The following is a 17,035-nucleotide window of genomic DNA, read 5'->3' as shown; positions in this document are numbered from 1 at the left end:
CCGCCGATCAGCCGAGGTTGCGGGCGAGCTGCCGGGCGAGCACCGCGGCGAACTCGGCCGGGTCGTCCACGGCACCGCCCTCGGCGAGCACCGCGGTGCCGTAGAGGATCTCGGCGGCGTCCTGCAGATCGTCGGCGGGCTCGCCGTCGCCGACCTTCTCGCGCAGGGCGAGCACGAGTGCGTTGTCCGGGTTGAGCTCGAGCGTGCGCCGGGTGCGCGGCACCTCCTGGCCGCTGGCGCGGTACATCTGCTCGAGCTGCGGACTGAGATCGAACTCGCCGCCCACGAGGCACGCGGGCGAGCTGGTCAGTCGGGAGGTGAGGCGCACGCCCGAGACCTTGTCCTCCAGCGTCTTCGCGAGCCAGGCGGTGAGCGACTCGAAGCCCTCCGCCTCCGGCGCGTCGCCGCCGAGATCGGCCTCGCCCTTCGCCACGGAGACGAACCGCTTACCGTCGAACTCCGCACCGGTGGTCCAGAGCTCGTCCACCTGGTCGGTCAGCAGCAGCACCTCGAAGCCCTTGGCGGCGAAGGCCTCCAGGTGCGGAGAGGACTCCAGCTGGCGCCGCGACTCGCCTACCGCGTAGTAGATCACGTCCTGCGCCTCCGGCATGCGGGAGACGTACTCCGCGAGGCCCGTCGTGCCGTCCTCGCTGAAGGTCGACGCGAACGACGATGCCCCCAGCAGGGTCTCGCGGTTCTCCTGATCGTCGAGCAGGCCCTCCTTGAGCACGGCGCCGAAGGCGGTCCAGAAGGTCTCGTACTTCTCCCGCTCGTTGTCCCGCATCGCAGTGATCGTCTGCAGCACGCGCTTGACCAGACGCTTGCGGATCATCACCAGGTGGCGGTCGTTCTGCAGGATCTCGCGGGAGACGTTGAGGGACAGGTCCTGCGCGTCCACGACACCGGTGATGAACCGGAGGTACGGGGGCAGCAGCGCCTCACAGTGATCCATGATGAACACCCGCTTGACGTAGAGGGCGGGGCCCGGCTTGGTGTTCCGGTAGAACATGTCGAAGGGCGGCATCGTGGGGATGAACAGCAGTGCCTGGTACTCGAAGGTGCCCTCGGCGCGGACGGCGATGGTCTCGAGCGGCTCGTCGAAGGCGTGGCTGGTGTGTCGGTAGAAGTCGGCGTACTCCTCGGCACTCACCTCGTCCTTCGGGCGCGCCCAGAGCGCCTGCATGGAATTGAGGGTGTCGTCGCCCAGGCGGATGGGGAAGGCGATGAAGTCGCTGTAGCGCCGCACGACCGTGCGGAGCACGGACTCGGAGGCGTAGTCGTGGAGGCTGTCGTCTCCGTCCGCGGCACGCAGGTGCAGGGTGATGGTGGTGCCGTGCTGCGCGGGCACGTCGTCGCCGGTGAGATCGGTGACGGTGTACGTGCCGTGGCCCTCGGACTCCCAGCGCGTCGCGGTGTCCTCGCCGGCCTTGCGCGTGACCAGTACGACGCGGTCGGCGACCATGAACGCCGAGTAGAAGCCGATGCCGAACTGGCCGATGAGCTCCGCCGAGGCGCCCTGCTCCTTCGCCTGCCTCGCGGCCTCCAGCTTGCGCTTGAGCTCGCCCGTTCCGGACTTCGCGAGCGTGCCGATCAGGTCGACGACCTCGGCGCGGCTCATGCCGATCCCGTTGTCCGCGATGGTCAGCGTGCGGGCCTCGGCGTCGGGGCGCAGCTCGATGTGCAGGTCGGAGGCGTCCGCGTCGAGATCCTTGTCCTGGTAGGCCTCCAGCCGCAGCTTGTCCAACGCGTCCGAGGCGTTGGAGATCAGCTCGCGCAGGAAGACGTCCTTCTCCGAATACACGGAGTGGATCATCAGCGACAGCAGCTGATCGGTCTCGGCCTGGAACTGAAGGGTCTCCGCGGTCACGGCTCTCTATCTCCTCATCATCCGACGGTGCTCCCGACGATTCTGCCAACGGGCGGCTCGGCCCGCGCGGCGGGGTTGCCCGCCGGGAGCGCAGCGCGGGGTGTGCGGCGGATCGGCTGCGCGGAACACCGATGCGTCCGGCGCATCCCTCCGAACCTGCTGCTCAGGACGATGCTCGGACAGCAGGTGATGCTCTCAGCGCATCACCCCGTGCCGCCCCTACCGCCGCCGGTCAGCGATCAGCCCTGCACCGTGGGGAGCACGACCATCCGGGTGGCCATCACCCTGACGCCCCGCCGAAAGTGACAAGAATCCCCGCACGGCGCGAATGTTGTCACTTTAGCTTCGTCGTAAAGTGACAATACGCAGGTCAACGTCTACTCTGAGCCCGTACCAACCCGTACGAACCACACGGCCACCCGACGGAAGGGAGCCACTACGATGCGCCCTTGGAGCATGGACCAGCGCCAGAAGCTGGAGGAGTCCGTCGAAGCGATCCTCGCCTCCGAATCCGACGGATCACTCCTCCTCACCCGCGAGCATCAAGCGATCGACTTCAAAGAGGAGGCCGGGCGACGCATCGGCAAGATCATCGAACCCGGATCCCCCCAGAATCCCGAGGCTGCGAAGAAGCTCGCTGACGAGGTGGCCTGCTTCGCCAATACCCCGGGTGGCGGCGCTCTGATCCTCGGTGTGGAGGATCGCACCGGCGCGTTGATCGGCACCGAGCTCGACGTGGACTGGCTTCGACAGCGCATCCACCGCGCCGTGGACATCGCACCCGATATCCGCGAGCGCCGTGTCGGTGGTCAGCGGCTACTCGTCCTGTTCGTGGCGGAGTCCCCCGAACCCGTGACCGATTCCGGGGACCGGATCCGTTGGCGCGTCGGAGATTCCTGTGTTGCGGTCGATCGAGCCGAATGGTGGGAACACCGTTCCACCCGGCTCGGCTACGACCCGATGGGCGCGGCCTCGGACCGCGGCCTCACCGATGTCACTCCACGCGCGTTGGCCCTCGTGCGTGAGTACGTGCCCGGAGGCGACGACCTCAGCGCCGAACAGCTGATCCGGCGCATCGGCGGGCTTCGTAGCGACGGACGACTCTCGGCGGCCGCCGCCCTGCTCCTCACCCCTGTCGGGTGGTCAGCGATCGACCTGACCACATTGGAAGTACCCGGAGGCGCCCTGCTCGGCAGAGAGGCCGCGCGGCAGGACCAGTCCCTCATCGAGCAGCTGGAATACATCGAGACGGCGCTCAACGCGCGAAACCTCCCCATCTCGCGAACCGACCGATTCGCGGCGACGCCGATCCGCGAGGTGCCCCAACAGGCCGCTCGTGAGGCGATTCTCAACGGCCTGGTCCACCGGGATTGGAACCGTCGGGAGCCCACCGAGGTCCGATGGATCAGCGCGGACTCGACTCTGCTGGTGCGAAGTCCGGGCGGCTTCAGCGGCGAAGTGTCCGAGCGAAACGTCCTCTCGAGCAGGCATGCGCGATACCCCGCTCTAGCGGATCTGTTCCGCGCCCTCGGCCTCGTCGAGAAGCAGGGGCTGGGCGTCGACCGCATGTACCAGGCGATGATCGTCGTGGGTCATCGTCCACCGCGCATCGTCGAAGTCTCCGGTCCGCACGTCGAGTGCGTACTGGTCGGCGGGGAGCCCGTGAATCCCGTCGTCGAATTGGTGCGTGCCATTCGACCGGTCGCTCGCCAGGATGACTTCCGTATCGCGATCATCGTCTTCGTTCTCCTGCGAGAGCCCTATCTGACGATCGATACGCTCGCCGAGGTTCTCCAGGCTCACGCCGAGGAGGCGCGGGATGCGGTGCGCAGCGCCATGCAAACCACAGTCGACGACGAACCGCTGATCGTCGAGTACAAGGATGTGTGGATGTTCGGCCCCGGCGCTTGGGCTCGTGCGGTAGCGGCGGGCAGCGGCACGCGCCTCGACCCCGCGATGGCGCACGCGTCCACCGCACCCGACACTCTGAGAGCCGTCGTCGAGCACTGGCTGTCGACGCATGAGGCGGTGACCTCCGGCGACCTCATGGAAGTCACGGGCGTCTCCCGCGGTACGGCACAACGGTTCCTCCGCGAGCAGGGCTGGTTGAGCAGCGAAGGTGCGGGCAGGACCACACGGTTCGTCCGCCGAAAGTGACAAGAATCCCCGCACGACGCGAAGGTTGTCACTTTAGCTTCGCCGTAAAGTGACAATGCGCAGGTCGAAGGCGGAAAAGGAAGGGCCCGGCACCGTCGAATACGACGATGCCGGGCCCGAAATCCCAAGCCGAGTGGCTGGACTTAGAAGTCCATGCCGCCCATGCCGCCGGTCGGATCGCCCATGGGCGCTCCGGCCTTCTCCGGCTTATCGGCGACGACGGCCTCGGTGGTGAGGAACAGCGCCGCGATCGAGGCTGCGTTCTGCAGCGCCGAGCGGGTGACCTTCACCGGGTCGTTGATGCCGGCGACCAGCAGGTCCTCGTACACGCCGGTGGCGGCGTTGAGGCCGGTGCCGGACGGCGAGTTGCGGACCTTCTCGGCCACGACGCCGGGCTCGAGGCCCGCGTTGAAGGCGATCTGCTTGACGGGAGCGTCGAGCGCGACCTTGACGATGGACGCGCCGGTGGCCTCGTCACCCTCGAGCGCGAGGGCGTCGAAGACCGAACCGGACTGCGCGAGAGCGACGCCACCACCGGCGACGATGCCCTCCTCGACGGCGGCCTTGGCGTTGCGCACGGCATCCTCGATGCGGTGCTTGCGCTCCTTGAGCTCGACCTCGGTCGCAGCGCCGGCCTTGATGACGGCGACGCCGCCGGCCAGCTTCGCGAGGCGCTCCTGCAGCTTCTCCCGGTCGTAGTCCGAGTCGCTGTTCTCGATCTCGGCGCGGATCTGCGAAACGCGGCCGGCGATCTGCTCCTGCGAGCCCGCACCGTCGACGATGGTGGTCTCGTCCTTGGTCACGACGACCTTGCGGGCGGTGCCCAGCACCTCGAGGCCGGCGGTGTCCAGCGACAGGCCGATCTCCTCGGAGATGACCTGGCCACCGGTGAGGATCGCCATGTCCTGCAGCATCGCCTTGCGACGATCGCCGAAGCCGGGGGCCTTGATGGCGACCGACTTGAAGGTGCCGCGGATCTTGTTGACGATGAGCGTCGACAGGGCCTCGCCCTCGACGTCCTCGGCGATGATCGCGAGCGGCTTGCCCGACTGGATGACCTTCTCCAGCAGCGGCAGCAGGTCCTTGACGGTCGAGATCTTGCCGGCGACGAGCAGCACGTAGGCGTCCTCGAGCACGGCCTCCTGACGCTCGGCGTCAGTGGCGAAGTAGCCCGAGATGAAGCCCTTGTCGAAGCGCATGCCCTCGGTCAGCTCCAGCTGGAGCCCGAAGGTGTTGCTCTCCTCGACGGTGATGACGCCTTCCTTGCCGACCTTGTCCATGGCCTCGGCGATGAGCTCACCGATGGCGGGGTCGCCGGCCGAGATGCCCGCGGTAGCAGCGATCTGCTCCTTGGTCTCGACCTCCTTGGCCTCCTTGAGCAGGTGCTCGGTGACGGCCGCGACGGCCTTCTCGATGCCCCGCTTGAGGCCCAGCGGGTTCGCACCCGCGGCCACGTTCCGCAGGCCCTCGCGCACGAGCGCCTGGGCCAGCACGGTGGCGGTGGTGGTGCCGTCGCCCGCGACGTCGTCGGTCTTCTTGGCGACCTCCTTGACGAGCTCGGCGCCGATCTTCTCGTAGGGATCCTCGAGCTCGATCTCCTTGGCGATGGAAACACCGTCGTTGGTGATCGTGGGGGCGCCCCACTTCTTCTCCAGCACGACGTTGCGGCCCTTGGGGCCGAGCGTCACCTTGACGGCGTCGGCGAGGGCGTTCAGGCCCCGCTCGAGACCGCGGCGTGCCTCTTCGTCGAACGCGATGATCTTGGCCATTGCGAAGTGATTCCTCCAGATAGGGGCCTGTTCGGCCCGTACTTTGGACACGTCTCCTAGGTCGATTCGATGCCCGCGACGGACGACCCGGCGTGTCACCTGCGCGCGTTGTGCACAGGGCCCGGTCTCACCTACTCGACCTAGCACTCACGTAATCCGAGTGCTAACTCGTTTCTAGCACTCGACGGGGTCGAGTGCAAGGTCGATCCCGGCTGTTCCGCCCCGGGCGGAAGCACGGCACCGTCGGACGGTTCCTACTCATGGGTAGGATCCGGTCATGGCAACCCCCGTATTGGAGTCGAGCGTCGTGATCGACGCGCCCGTGGAGAAGGTCTGGGCCGTCGTGTCCGACCTCGAGGCGATGGGCCGTCGCAGCCCGCAGTGCAAGAAGGTGTTCGTCTTCGGCGGCCCGCTCAAGGTCGGCAGCCGCATGCTGAACATCAACCGTCAGGGGTGGAAGGTCTGGCCGACCAACACCCGGGTCACCGAGTTCACGGCGAACGAGCGGGTGGCCTTCCGCGTCGCCGAGAACCACACCGTCTGGAGCTTCACCCTCGTGCCTGACGGCGACAAGACCACCGTCGTCGAGCGGCGCGAGGCGGCCGGCGGCAGGACCACCGCGCTGAGCAGCGGCCTCGTTTCCGCGCTGCTGGGCGGCAACGAGGACTTCGAGCGTGGCCTGCTGGTCGGCATGAAGCAGACCCTCTCCCACATCAAGACCGAGGCCGAGGCGAAGTAGCCCGCTCCCGCACGATCGAAGGGCGCACCCGGCAAGGGTGCGCCCTTCGTCGTTCGCGCTACTTCTGCGCGGCGAGGATCAGGTAGGCCGCACCGATCGCCTGGGTCGCCTGGTCGTGCTGCGTGGTGGTGACCTCCGCCAGATACCGACCAACCGGAACGACGCAGTACGTCCGCTTGTCCTTCGACCCCTCGTAGGTCGCGTAGGTCAGGCAGGTCGAGCCCGGCACGCCCGTCACCCGCTCGGATTCGGCGCCTGCGTAGGCGCCCTTCGTCTCCGCGATGAACTCGTCGGCGACGTGCTTCGCCCCCTCGGCATCGCGCGCCCGGTACACGGTGCTCCCACCCGAGCCGATCACGTCCACCCCGGCGTCGGCGAAGGTCTTCACCGAGCGTGAGACGTCCGTCTGACGGGGGACCGCCTGGCGGGTGGGCAACGAGTATCCGCCGCTGCCCTTCGACGGGGCCAGGGTCAGCGTGGCCACTCCGGATTCGTCGAGCTTGAGCGAGGTGACCTTGTCGAGCGGGGTGGGGGTGAACCCGTCCAGCTCCTTCGTCTGCTTGTCGAAGTAGGTGCGGATCTGGTCGGCGGAGAAGTCGCCGTACACGCCGATGACGTACTGCTTGTACGTCAGGAAGGCAACGGTCGACCTCCCGGCGCCCTCGTAGGCCTGGGTATACGCGATCGCCTTGTCGTAGCCCGGGATCGACAGGGCGACCTTCGCCGGCTCGTCCTTGCCGAAGATGTCCTTCTGCGCGGCCATCAGCGAGGAGCCCACCGCGGAGGCTGCGACCCCGTCCGAAGCAGTGCGCAGAACCGCGATGGTGACCTCGCGCTTCTCGACCTTCGGGTCGTACTTGGCACCCTGCTGCTGGGATCCGGCACCGACCACCGCCGCGACCTCGACGACGCCGCCGATCGCCTTGTCGGCCGCCTCGCCGAAGATGTTCTTGACCGACGCCGCTCCGGTCTTCCCCGAGCCCACCGACACGTCGCCCTGGAAGTGCAGCGCGGGGTCGATGTCGTAGAGGTACGGCATGGCCGCAACCATCCGGTAGCCCTCGAGCGACACCCCGTCGGCCTGCGACGGTGCGCCGATCGTGCGGGCCGTCGTTGCATAGGAGCCCGTCTCCGGCTTCGGCACCGCTGACGGATCCGCCACCGGGGTACCGGCCACCGTCGTACTGCACCCGGCGACGACCGCACAGGCGGCGAGCACCGCCGCCGTCACTGATTTCCGCACTGTGTTCCTCACTTCGCGTCCCTCAGAATCAGGTATTCGGCGCCGATCCGTTGAACGGCCTGTTGCTGTTGCCCCGCAGCGACTTCCACGACGTATCGGCCCGCCGTGGCGATGCACCAGTTGGTCGTGACGGAGCTGCCCGGGTACATCGGCAGCACCATGCACACCACGCCGGGGATGTTCTTCGCGGCGATGGGCGTGTTCGTCGAGTAGAAGCCCCGCACGTCGTCGACCAAGGACCTCTGCATCCGGACCGCCGCGGCCGCGTCCTTCGCGCGGTAGACGGTGCTGTTGCCCACGCCGACCGCGTCGACCCCGGCGTCGTCGAAGGCGTTCTTCGCGCTGGTCACGTCGAGCTGGTTCTGCAGGGCCACCGGGATCGGCAGTGTCCCTGTGCGCGTGGGGTCCTCAGTGCTCGGCGGCAGTGTGTACTTCGCGACGCCGGAGTCGTCGACGGGGAGTGTGGTGACCTTGTCGACGGGGGTCGGCGTGAAGCCGCCGAGGCCCTTGATCTGGGCGTCGAAGTACTTCTGGATCTGCGCGGGCGAGTACGCGCCGTAGGCGAAGATCACGTACTGCTGGTAGGCCAGGAACGCGGCGTTCGGCGTGCCGGTCTTGAAGGCCTGCGAGTACGCGATCGCCGTGTCGTAGCCGGGGATCGCGAGCGTCTTCTTCTCCGGGGTGTCCGCGCTCGCATCGGGTTCGCGACCGCGCAGGCCGGCGGTGACGGCGGCCGCCGCCCTAGCCGGCGACGGCATGCGGAGCACTCCGACGGTGACGCCGCGGGACGTCGTGGTCGAGGAGCTGCGGACACCGGGCTTCTGGTCGCTCGCGCCGATGAAAAAGCCCACCTCGTGATCGCGGAAGGCGTCCGCACCGAGCTGCCCGACCATGAACCGCACATTGTTCCGTCCGGTGTTGAGCTGCCCGGCCTCGACCTGGCTGCTGTACCGGATCGCGGGGTCGATCGTGAACAGGAGCGGCGCCGTCGCCGCCATCCGGCGACCCTCGAGCACGAGCCCCAGCACGGTATCGGCCGTACCGACGTCACGGGGCTCGATGCGGTTGGAGCCGTAGTCCGGCCTCGGGACCGCGCCGGGATCGACGACGGCGGTGCCGGGCACCGTCGTCGAGCACCCGGCGAGGAGGGCGGCGGAGGCGAGCACGAGGGCCACTCGGATCCTCACTTCGCCTCCCGCAGAACGAGGTACGACGCACCGATGGCCTGATTCGCGCGCGTCTGCTGCGTATCGGAGACCTCCGCCAGGTAGCGCCCGACCGGCGCGACGCAGTATGTACTGGTGTCTTTGGATCCGGAGTACGAGGGATAGGTCAGGCAGCGCCCGCCCGGCACCCCCTTCGGCTTCGACTCGGTCGACCCGGCGTAGAAGGTCCGCGTCTCGGTGATGAACCGATCAGCGAGCAGCGAGGCACCGGCAGCGTCCCGCGCACGATAGACGTTGTTCCCGGCGCGGGCGATGTAGTCGACGCCGGCGTCGGCGAAATCCTTGACGGCAGCAGTGATATCGCTCTGCATGGGCGTCATCGTCCGGGCGTTCAGCGTGGCCTGGTAGATGGTCGGGGTCGATTCCGCGAGGGTGTACTTCAGCAGATCGTCGTGGTCGCGCGTCAGGGTGGAGAACTTGTCCACCGGCGTCGGCGTGAAGTCCTTCAACGCCGGGATCTGCAGGTCGAAGAACTTCTTGACCCAGTCGAGCGAGCCCGTCGTCCAGCCGGCGAGGACGTACCGCCCGCTCGCGAGCAGTCCGACGGTGCTGGTCGAGTACGTGGTCGTCTTCGTGTACGCCTTCGCGTTCGCGTATCCCGGGACGGTCACGGGCACCTTCGGTGTCGGCGTGGAACCCGCGAAACCCTTGTCCTCGGCGAAGACGGCCGGATTGCCGACCGCCGCGCGCGCCGCGGCCTCGTCCTTGAACCGGAACACGCCCGTGATCAGGTCCTTACCGGAATCGGTCGACTTCGAACCCGGCGCCTTGTCGCCCGCCGAGGTGTACGCCCCCACTTCCAGGCCCTCGAGCGCCTTGCCGACCCCCTCGCCGATGGCTGACCCGATGGAACTCGAGATCCGACCGACGCCGGGCCTCCCCGGGTACCGGACCGAGCCGTCGATCTGAGTGGCGAGCGGAATGATCTCCATCATCCGGAAGCCCTCAGCAGCGGCCTGCACCTTCTCCGTCATCGGTTCGACGGTCCGCGGTGCGGTCGCGTACGAGCCCGTGTCCGGCCTCGGCATTCCCGACGGGTCCGCCTCGGGTGTGCCCGCCACCGTCGTGGAACAGCCGGCGAGCAGTAGTGCGGCCCCCACCGCGGCGATCGACCTTCGTACCATGGATTCCTCCTCCGGAGTCATCCAGTCAACCACGGGACGCGTATCGACTCCCTGCGCCGCGCTATCGTGAACCGATGACCGACAGCAGCCTGCCGCGCACCGTCGAATCCCTGATGGACCGGGCCAGGTCGGACCTGGCGGAGCTGGTCGCGCACCCGTCGGTGCACGACTCCCCCGAGTTCGGCGCCGAGCCGAACGCCGCGTCGGCGGCATGGGTCGCGAAGGCCTTCGCCGAGGCCGGCATCGAGAACGTCGAGCGGATCACGACCTCCGACGGGTCCATCGCGGTCGTCGGGCACACACCCGCACCCGCGGGCGCACCGACGGTGCTGCTCTACAGCCATCACGACGTCCAGCCGCCCGGGCCGCGGGAGGCCTGGGAGTCCGACCCGTTCACGCTGACCACCCGGCCGGGGCCGGACGGCACGGACCGCTGGTACGGCCGCGGCGCCGCGGACTGCAAGGGCAACCTCGTGGCGCACCTGACGGCACTGCGCGCGGTGAAGGCGGCGGACGGGGGCTTCCCGGTCGGCGTCCGGATCGTCATCGAGGGCTCCGAGGAGGGCGGCGGCGCGGGTCTGGAGGACCTCGTCGCGCAGCGTCCCGAGCTCGCGCAGGCGGATCTCATCGTCATCGGCGACACCGGCAACGTCGCCGTCGGCCGCCCCACCCTGACCACCTCGCTGCGCGGCGCCGCGAGCGTCCGCGTCGAGGTCAGCACCGGCACCTCGGACCTGCACTCCGGCGCCTTCGGCGGTGCCGCGCCCGACGCCCTCGGTGCCCTCATCGCCCTGCTCGCGACCCTGCGGGACGGCTTCGGCAACACCACGATCGACGGGCTCGACAGCTCGGGCCGCTGGGCCGGCGAGCCCTACGACCCGGCGCAGTTCGCCACCGACGCCGCGATCTACGACGACGCCGCGATCCTCGGCTCCGGAACCATCGCCGACCAGCTGTGGGCGCGGCCCGCGCTGACCGTGATCGGCCTCGACGCCCCCGCGACCGCGACGGCCGCCGCCGCGATCCAGCCGCGCGCCGCCGCATTGCTCAACCTGCGCGTGCCCCCGGGCACCGACCCGCACGCCGCCAGCGACCTGCTCCTCGCCCACCTGCGCAACAACGCGCCGTGGGGCGCGCACGTCGACGCGCACATCGAGTCCATCGGCGAGCCCTTCGCCGCGGAGACCACGGGCCCCGCGTACGCCGTCCTCAGGGAGGCCCTCGCCGAGGCGTACGACGGTGCCGAGGTCGCGTTCAGCGGTCAGGGCGGGTCGATCCCGCTGTGCACGCAGCTGCGGAAGGCGGCACCGAACGCCGAGATCGCGCTCCTCGGCGTCGAGGAACCGCAGTGCCGCATCCACGCTCCCAACGAGTCCGTCGACCCCGGTGAGCTGCGGCGCACCGCGCTCGCTGAGGCCCTGCTGCTCACCCGGCTCGCCGGGGCTCCCGCTTGATGCGGTCCGTCGGCGACCACCGCGCGGCCGTCGCCGCGCTGGTTCCGCGGCGGCGGACCGTCGACCTGCCACCCGAGGCGGCGGTCGGCCTGCCCGTCGCCCGCGATGTCGCCGCACCGATCTCGCTGCCGCCCTTCACCAACTCCGCGATGGACGGCTACGCGGTGCGTGCCGCCGACGCCGCCGCGGGTGCCGTACTACCCGTCGCCTTCGACGTCCCCGCCGGGCGCACCGATGTGCCCGCGCTCCCGCCCGGGGCCGCGTGCCGCATCATGACCGGTGCCCCCGTGCCCGACGGTGCCGACGCCATCGTCCCCGTCGAGCGGACCGACGGAGGCGTCGAGCGGGTCCGCATCGACGAGGCGCCCGAACCGGGCCGGTTCTTCCGCGCCTCCGGCAGCGACATCGAGGCCGGGGAGGTCGCGCTGCACGAGGGCGAACGGATCGGGCCGGCCACCGTCGGACTGGCGGCCGCCCTGGGCCTGCGGACGGTGCGCGTGCTCGCGCCGCTGCACGTCGCCGTGCTGTCCACCGGCTCCGAGCTGGTGGAACCGGGGACGCCGCTGCTGCCCGGGCAGATCTACGAGTCCAACGCCCCGATGCTCGCCAGCGCGCTCCGCGAGGCCGGCGCCACCGCCGAGGTGCTGCGGTTCGTCGCCGACCATCCGGACGAGCTGCTCGGCCGCCTCGCGGAGCGGCTCGGCGCGGGCGATGTCGACCTCGTCGTCACCAGCGGCGGGGTCAGCGCCGGCGCGTTCGAGGTGGTCAAGGAGGCCCTCGCGTCCCGCGGCGTGGAGTTCGCCAAGGTCGCGATGCAGCCCGGCATGCCGCAGGGATGCGGCACCGTCGGGTTCGACGGCGGGGCCCGGGTCCCGTTCGTGACCTTCCCCGGCAACCCGGTCAGCGCCCTGGTCTCGTTCGAGGTCTTCCTGCGCCCCGCCCTGCGGGCCGCGATGGGCCTACCGGACCGCTCCCGACGGTCCGCGCGACTCGCCGGGCCGGTGGACTCGATCCCCGGGAAACGTCAGTACCTGCGCGGACGCCTGACGCCGGAGGACGACGGTACCGATTCGGTCTCGGTTATCGGCGGACCGGGTTCGCACTATTTACGATGGCTTGCACAGGCCGATTGCCTGCTGGACATCCCCGCCGACGTCAAACATCTGGCCGGCGGGGAGGCAGTAGACGTCATCGTCCTAGACCACTAGACGAGGAGACGTCATGATCGCTCAGTACGCAGACACCGCCCTACTCGCAGCCGGCGGAGTAGCCAAGGTCGGCTGGATCGCCTGGATCATCATCGGCGGCCTCGCCGGCTGGATCGCCAGCAAGTTCATGGGCACCGACAAGCAGATGGGGTTCATCCTCAACGTCGTGGTCGGCATCGTGGGCGGCCTGCTCGGCGGGTTCCTGCTCAAGCTGGCCGGCGTCGACGTCGAGGGCGGCGGCTACTGGTTCACCTTCTTCACCGCCATCGCGGGCGCCGTCGTGCTCCTGTTCGTCGTGAAGCTGGTCACCGGACGCAAGTGATCGCACCGTCGGGTGCGATGATGTCACCCGACATGACAGCGAACAGAGAGGACGTCAGGTGGCGCGCCGACCCCGCACACCGGTCGACGGGCATCTGACCGAGCACTCGACCGGTATCGGTCACATCACCGAGCTGATCCGGCACACCGTCCCGCCGCTGCACCCCGCGGGCACCCCGTTCATCGCGGGGTCCCTCGGGGTCGCGGCGGTCGGCTACCGAAAGAGCTGGATCCGCGTACCCGCGCTGCTCACGGCCGCCGCCTGCGCCGGTTTCTTCCGGCACCCGGCGCGCGTGACGCCCACCCAGGAGGGCGTCGCCGTCGCTCCCGCCGACGGCGAGGTCACCCTCGTCGACGAGCACGTCCCCCCGCGCGAGCTGGGCCTGGGCGATGCCCCGCTGCCCCGCGTCTCGATCTTCCTGTCGGTGTTCGACGCGCACGTGCAGCGCGCGCCGCTGACGGGCGTCGTCGACTCGGTCGTGCACACCGACGGCAAGTTCCTCCCCGCCGACCTCCCCGAGGCCAGCGACGCCAACGAGCGCACGACGGTGCGCCTGGCCACCGAGTACGGCCCCGTCGGCGTCGTGCAGATCGCGGGCCTCGTCGCCCGCCGCATCCGCACCGACTGCGCTCCCGGCGACACCCTCGAACTGGGCGAGACCTACGGCATCATCCGGTTCGGTTCGCGGGTCGACACCTACTTCCCCGCCGGCACCGAGCTCACCGTCTACAGCGGCCAGCGCGCCGTCGCGGCCGAGACCGTGATCGCGCACCTCCCGATCGCGCAGCCGTGAGTCCCGCCCCGCAGGAGCAGCCGCGCCCCGTCGGGATCATGATCCTGCCGTCGGTGCTGACGGTCGCGGCGCTCTGCGCCGGCCTGACGGGCGTGCGTTTCGCGGCGGCCGGCAAGGTCGACCTGGCGCTCATGCTCGTCGTGGTCGCCGCGATCCTGGACGGGCTCGACGGCCGCGTCGCGCGCCTGCTGGGCGCGTCCACGAAGATCGGCGCTGAGCTCGACTCGCTCGCCGACGCCATCAACTTCGGCGTGACGCCCGCGCTGATCCTCTATTTCGTGTGCTTCCCCGGCTCGCCGGCCGGGTGGATCGTCGCGCTGCTGTTCGTGGTCGCCATGGTGCTACGGCTGGCCCGCTTCAACACGCTCGCCGCCGACCCCACGGCGCCCCCCTACACCAAGGACTTCTTCGTCGGCGTGCCCGCGCCCGCCGGCGCGCTGCTGGTCCTGGCTCCGCTGGCGGCGCAGCAGGAGTGGGGCACGGGCTGGTGGGTGAGCACGCCCGTCGTCGCGGTCTGGACGCTGTTCGTGGCCGCGCTAACCGTCTCGCGCATCCCCACCTCCAGCTTCAAGAGCATGACCGTGCAGCCCGCGAAGGCGGCCGGCGTGCTCGTGCTGGTCGCCGGCCTGGTCGCGCTGATGCTCACCTACCCGTACATCGCGCTGCTCGTGGTGATCGTGGCGTACCTGCTGCACATCCCGTTCGCGTGGCGGTCCAAGCAGTGGGTCGCCTCGCACCCGTCGGCGTGGGACAGCAAGCCCGCGGAGCGCCGCGCGATCCGGCGTGAGCAGCGGCGCCCGCTGCGGCCCCGTCGTCGCGCCGCGACCGCGGTCCGCGGAGGCCGACGGTCCGCCGCCCGCCTCGGCCTGCGCCGCCCCACGCGCGAGGACTGACGGCCCACCACCGCGGGGCGCCCGCCCACTAAGCTGGCCAAGGTGCCGAACCTGTCGCTCACCGTCCGCCTGCAGACCTCGGCCCTCGAGGCGCGGCGGGGCATTGTCCGGATCCATCCCGAGGCCCTCGCAGCGCTCGGTCTGCGCGAGTGGGACGGCATCGAGCTGCTCGGCGCGCGCCGCACCGCGGCGGTCGTGGCGGCGGCACCGTCGGGCAGCGCGCCCGGGGTCGCGCTGCTGGACGAGCTGACCATCGCGAACTGCGGCCTCCGCGAGGACGCGACGGTCGTGATCTCGCCCGCCGTCGTCTACGGCGCCAAGCGGGTGCTCCTGCGCGGCAGCGCCCTCACCCGCAACGCCCTCGACGGTGCCGCCCTCCGGCAGGCGCTCCTGGGCAAGGTGATGATGCCCGGCGACAGCGTCTCCCTGCTACCGCGCGACCTCGGCCCCGGCACGTCGAACGCCGAGGCCACCCAGCAGCTGTCGCGGCTGGTCGGGATCACCTGGACGAACGAGCTGCTCACCGTCGTGTCCGTCGATCCCGCGCCCGGGCCGGTGTCGGTGCAGCCGAACTCGGCGGTGCTGTGGTCGGACGAGGCGGCACCCACAGCACCGTCGGAGATGGTGACGCTCGCGGCGCAGGCGCCCGAGGCCGAGGAACCCGCGGTGCGGCCCGTTGCCGATCTCGTCGGCGCGGACACCGCGGTGAAGCGGCTCACCGAGTGGCTGTCGCTGGCGCTGGACGAGCCGGAGCTGCTGGAGAAGCTGGGCGCGCCCGCTCGGCTCGGGGTGCTCGTCACCGGCCCCACGGGCGGCGGCAAGGCGACCGTCGCGCGGGCCGTCGTGGCCCCGCGGCCGCTCGTCGAGCTCGACGGTGCCTTCACCGGCGCGCTGGAGCCGCAGGCGCGGCTCGAGCGGGTGCGGGACGCCGTCGCGCGGGTCCGGGCCGCGGTCGACGGCTCCGGGGCGGCGCTACTGGTCCGGGACATCGAGGCGCTGCTCCCCGCCACGCGCGAGCCCGTCTCGACGATGATCCTCGACGAGCTGCGGCGCGCCGTCGCCACGCCGCGCGTCGCGCTCATCGCCACCACCTCCGCGCCCGGCGACCTCGACTCGCGGCTGCGGGAGCCCGACCTCGCGGACCGGACGGTCGCCGTCGACCTGCCGGGCGTGGAGCAGCGGGAGAAGCTGCTCGAGCTGCTGTTGCGGGAGGCTCCGACCGTCGACCTCGATCTGCACGAGGTCGCGCTGCGCGCACCCGGGTTCGTGGCCGCCGACCTCGCGGCGCTGTGCCGGGAGGGCGCACTACGGGCCGCCGCGCGGGTGGTCGGCACGGACGAGCGCATCGCGATCACGCAACCGGACCTGCTGAGCGCGCTGTCGGTGATCCGGCCGGTGTCGCGGTCGGCGACCGAGGAGGTCTCCGTCGGCTCGATCACGCTCGACGACGTGGGCGACATGGTGGAGACGAAGCAGGCCCTCACCGAGACCGTGCTGTGGCCGCTGCGCCACCCGGACACCTTCGCCCGCCTCGGCGTCGAGCCGCCGCGCGGCGTACTGCTCTACGGTCCGCCCGGCTGCGGCAAGACCTTCGTGGTCCGCGCGCTGGCCGCGTCCGGTCAGCTGTCGGTGCACGCGGTCAAGGGCGCCGAGCTCATGAACAAGTGGGTCGGTGAATCGGAGAAGGCCGTCCGCGACCTGTTCGCCCGGGCGCGGGGCAGCGCACCGTCGTTGATCTTCCTGGACGAGGTCGACGCGCTCGCGCCGCGCCGCGGGCAGTCCTCGGACTCCGGAGTCGGGGACAAGGTGGTCGCCGCACTGCTCACCGAGCTCGACGGTGCGGAGCCCCTCCGCGACGTGGTGGTGCTGGGCGCGACGAACCGGCCGGACCTCATCGATCCGGCGCTGCTGCGACCGGGCCGGCTGGAGCGGCTGATCTTCGTGCCGCCGCCGGACGCCGAGGCCCGGGCGGAGATCCTGCGGACCGGCTCGCGGTCGATCCCGCTGGCCGACGACGTGGACCTGCCGGCGCTGGCCGAGCGGCTCGACGGCTACTCGGCCGCGGACTGCACCGCGCTGTTGCGCGAGGCGGCGCTGACCGCGATGCGGCGGGACCTGGACACGGCCACCGTCACCGCCGCGGACGTCGAGGCCGCGCGCCAGGCCGTCCGGCCGTCGTTGGATCCGGCCCAGGTCGCGGACCTGCAGGCGTACGCGGACCGTCGAACCTCCTGACGTGG

General features: G+C 70.4%; 13 protein-coding genes. 8 read left to right on the top strand and 5 right to left on the bottom strand.

The annotated features are described in order from the left end of the window. Nucleotides 1-7 precede the first annotated feature (7 nt). Nucleotides 8-1,867, bottom strand: a complete 1,860-nt coding sequence (gene htpG / locus HF999_RS08855) for a molecular chaperone HtpG (RefSeq protein WP_168545529.1) — start codon at nt 1,865-1,867, stop codon at nt 8-10. Nucleotides 1,868-2,323: 456 nt separating this feature from the next. Here htpG and HF999_RS08850 point away from each other — a divergent pair, with 456 nt between their 5' ends. Beyond that, nucleotides 2,324-4,024 carry a DUF5635 domain-containing protein gene (locus HF999_RS08850; protein ID WP_246207498.1) on the top strand — a complete coding sequence of 567 codons (1,701 nt, stop codon included), beginning with the start codon at nt 2,324-2,326 and terminating at the stop codon, nt 4,022-4,024. Nucleotides 4,025-4,167: 143 nt separating this feature from the next. Here the strand turns inward: HF999_RS08850 and groL are convergent, their stop codons facing one another. Further along, on the bottom strand, nt 4,168-5,793 hold the full coding sequence (groL, locus tag HF999_RS08845; protein ID WP_168545527.1) for a chaperonin GroEL: 1,626 nt from the start codon (nt 5,791-5,793) through the stop codon (nt 4,168-4,170). Between the two features lie 277 nt (nt 5,794-6,070). Between groL and HF999_RS08840 the strand changes: the two genes are divergently transcribed. Further along, nucleotides 6,071-6,532: an SRPBCC family protein gene (locus HF999_RS08840; RefSeq protein WP_168545526.1), complete on the top strand. Its 462-nt coding sequence runs from the start codon at nt 6,071-6,073 to the stop codon at nt 6,530-6,532. 58 nt (nt 6,533-6,590) lie between these two features. Here the strand turns inward: HF999_RS08840 and HF999_RS08835 are convergent, their stop codons facing one another. From HF999_RS08835 to HF999_RS08825, 3 genes are read right to left on the bottom strand one after another with little or no spacing between them, the layout of a single operon-like run. Continuing rightward, complete coding sequence (locus HF999_RS08835) at nt 6,591-7,787, bottom strand: DUF7373 family lipoprotein (protein ID WP_168545525.1); 1,197 nt, start codon at nt 7,785-7,787, stop codon at nt 6,591-6,593. Next, complete coding sequence (locus HF999_RS08830) at nt 7,784-8,962, bottom strand: DUF7373 family lipoprotein (protein ID WP_168545524.1); 1,179 nt, start codon at nt 8,960-8,962, stop codon at nt 7,784-7,786. Before HF999_RS08830 ends, HF999_RS08835 begins: the two co-directional genes overlap by 4 nt. Then, a complete protein-coding gene (locus HF999_RS08825; RefSeq protein WP_168545523.1) occupies nt 8,959-10,125 on the bottom strand; it encodes a DUF7373 family lipoprotein in 1,167 nt (388 codons plus the stop codon). Before HF999_RS08825 ends, HF999_RS08830 begins: the two co-directional genes overlap by 4 nt. Before the next feature lie 74 nt (nt 10,126-10,199). Here HF999_RS08825 and HF999_RS08820 point away from each other — a divergent pair, with 74 nt between their 5' ends. The 6 genes from HF999_RS08820 to HF999_RS08795 are packed head-to-tail and all read left to right on the top strand — an operon-like array spanning nt 10,200 to nt 17,030. Further along, on the top strand, nt 10,200-11,579 hold the full coding sequence (locus HF999_RS08820; protein WP_168545522.1) for a M20/M25/M40 family metallo-hydrolase: 1,380 nt from the start codon (nt 10,200-10,202) through the stop codon (nt 11,577-11,579). Further along, nucleotides 11,579-12,787: a molybdopterin molybdotransferase MoeA gene (locus HF999_RS08815; protein ID WP_168545521.1), complete on the top strand. Its 1,209-nt coding sequence runs from the start codon at nt 11,579-11,581 to the stop codon at nt 12,785-12,787. The genes HF999_RS08820 and HF999_RS08815 overlap by 1 nt, the downstream gene beginning before the upstream one ends. A gap of 13 nt (nt 12,788-12,800) precedes the next feature. Further along, on the top strand, nt 12,801-13,109 hold the full coding sequence (locus tag HF999_RS08810; RefSeq protein ID WP_168545520.1) for a GlsB/YeaQ/YmgE family stress response membrane protein: 309 nt from the start codon (nt 12,801-12,803) through the stop codon (nt 13,107-13,109). 58 nt (nt 13,110-13,167) lie between these two features. After that, nucleotides 13,168-13,902, top strand: a complete 735-nt coding sequence (locus HF999_RS08805; RefSeq protein WP_312854071.1) for a phosphatidylserine decarboxylase — start codon at nt 13,168-13,170, stop codon at nt 13,900-13,902. Between the two features lie 38 nt (nt 13,903-13,940). Continuing rightward, the gene (locus HF999_RS08800) at nt 13,941-14,795 is read left to right on the top strand and encodes a CDP-alcohol phosphatidyltransferase family protein (protein WP_168545557.1); all 855 of its coding nucleotides are present in this window, start codon (nt 13,941-13,943) and stop codon (nt 14,793-14,795) included. Nucleotides 14,796-14,837: 42 nt separating this feature from the next. After that, nucleotides 14,838-17,030, top strand: a complete 2,193-nt coding sequence (locus HF999_RS08795; RefSeq protein WP_168545519.1) for an AAA family ATPase — start codon at nt 14,838-14,840, stop codon at nt 17,028-17,030. Nucleotides 17,031-17,035 lie beyond the last annotated feature (5 nt).

This window comes from Tsukamurella spumae, from assembly GCF_012396015.1.
GTDB lineage: Bacteria > Actinomycetota > Actinomycetes > Mycobacteriales > Mycobacteriaceae > Tsukamurella > Tsukamurella spumae.
This window is presented reverse-complemented; position numbering and strand designations above follow the sequence as displayed.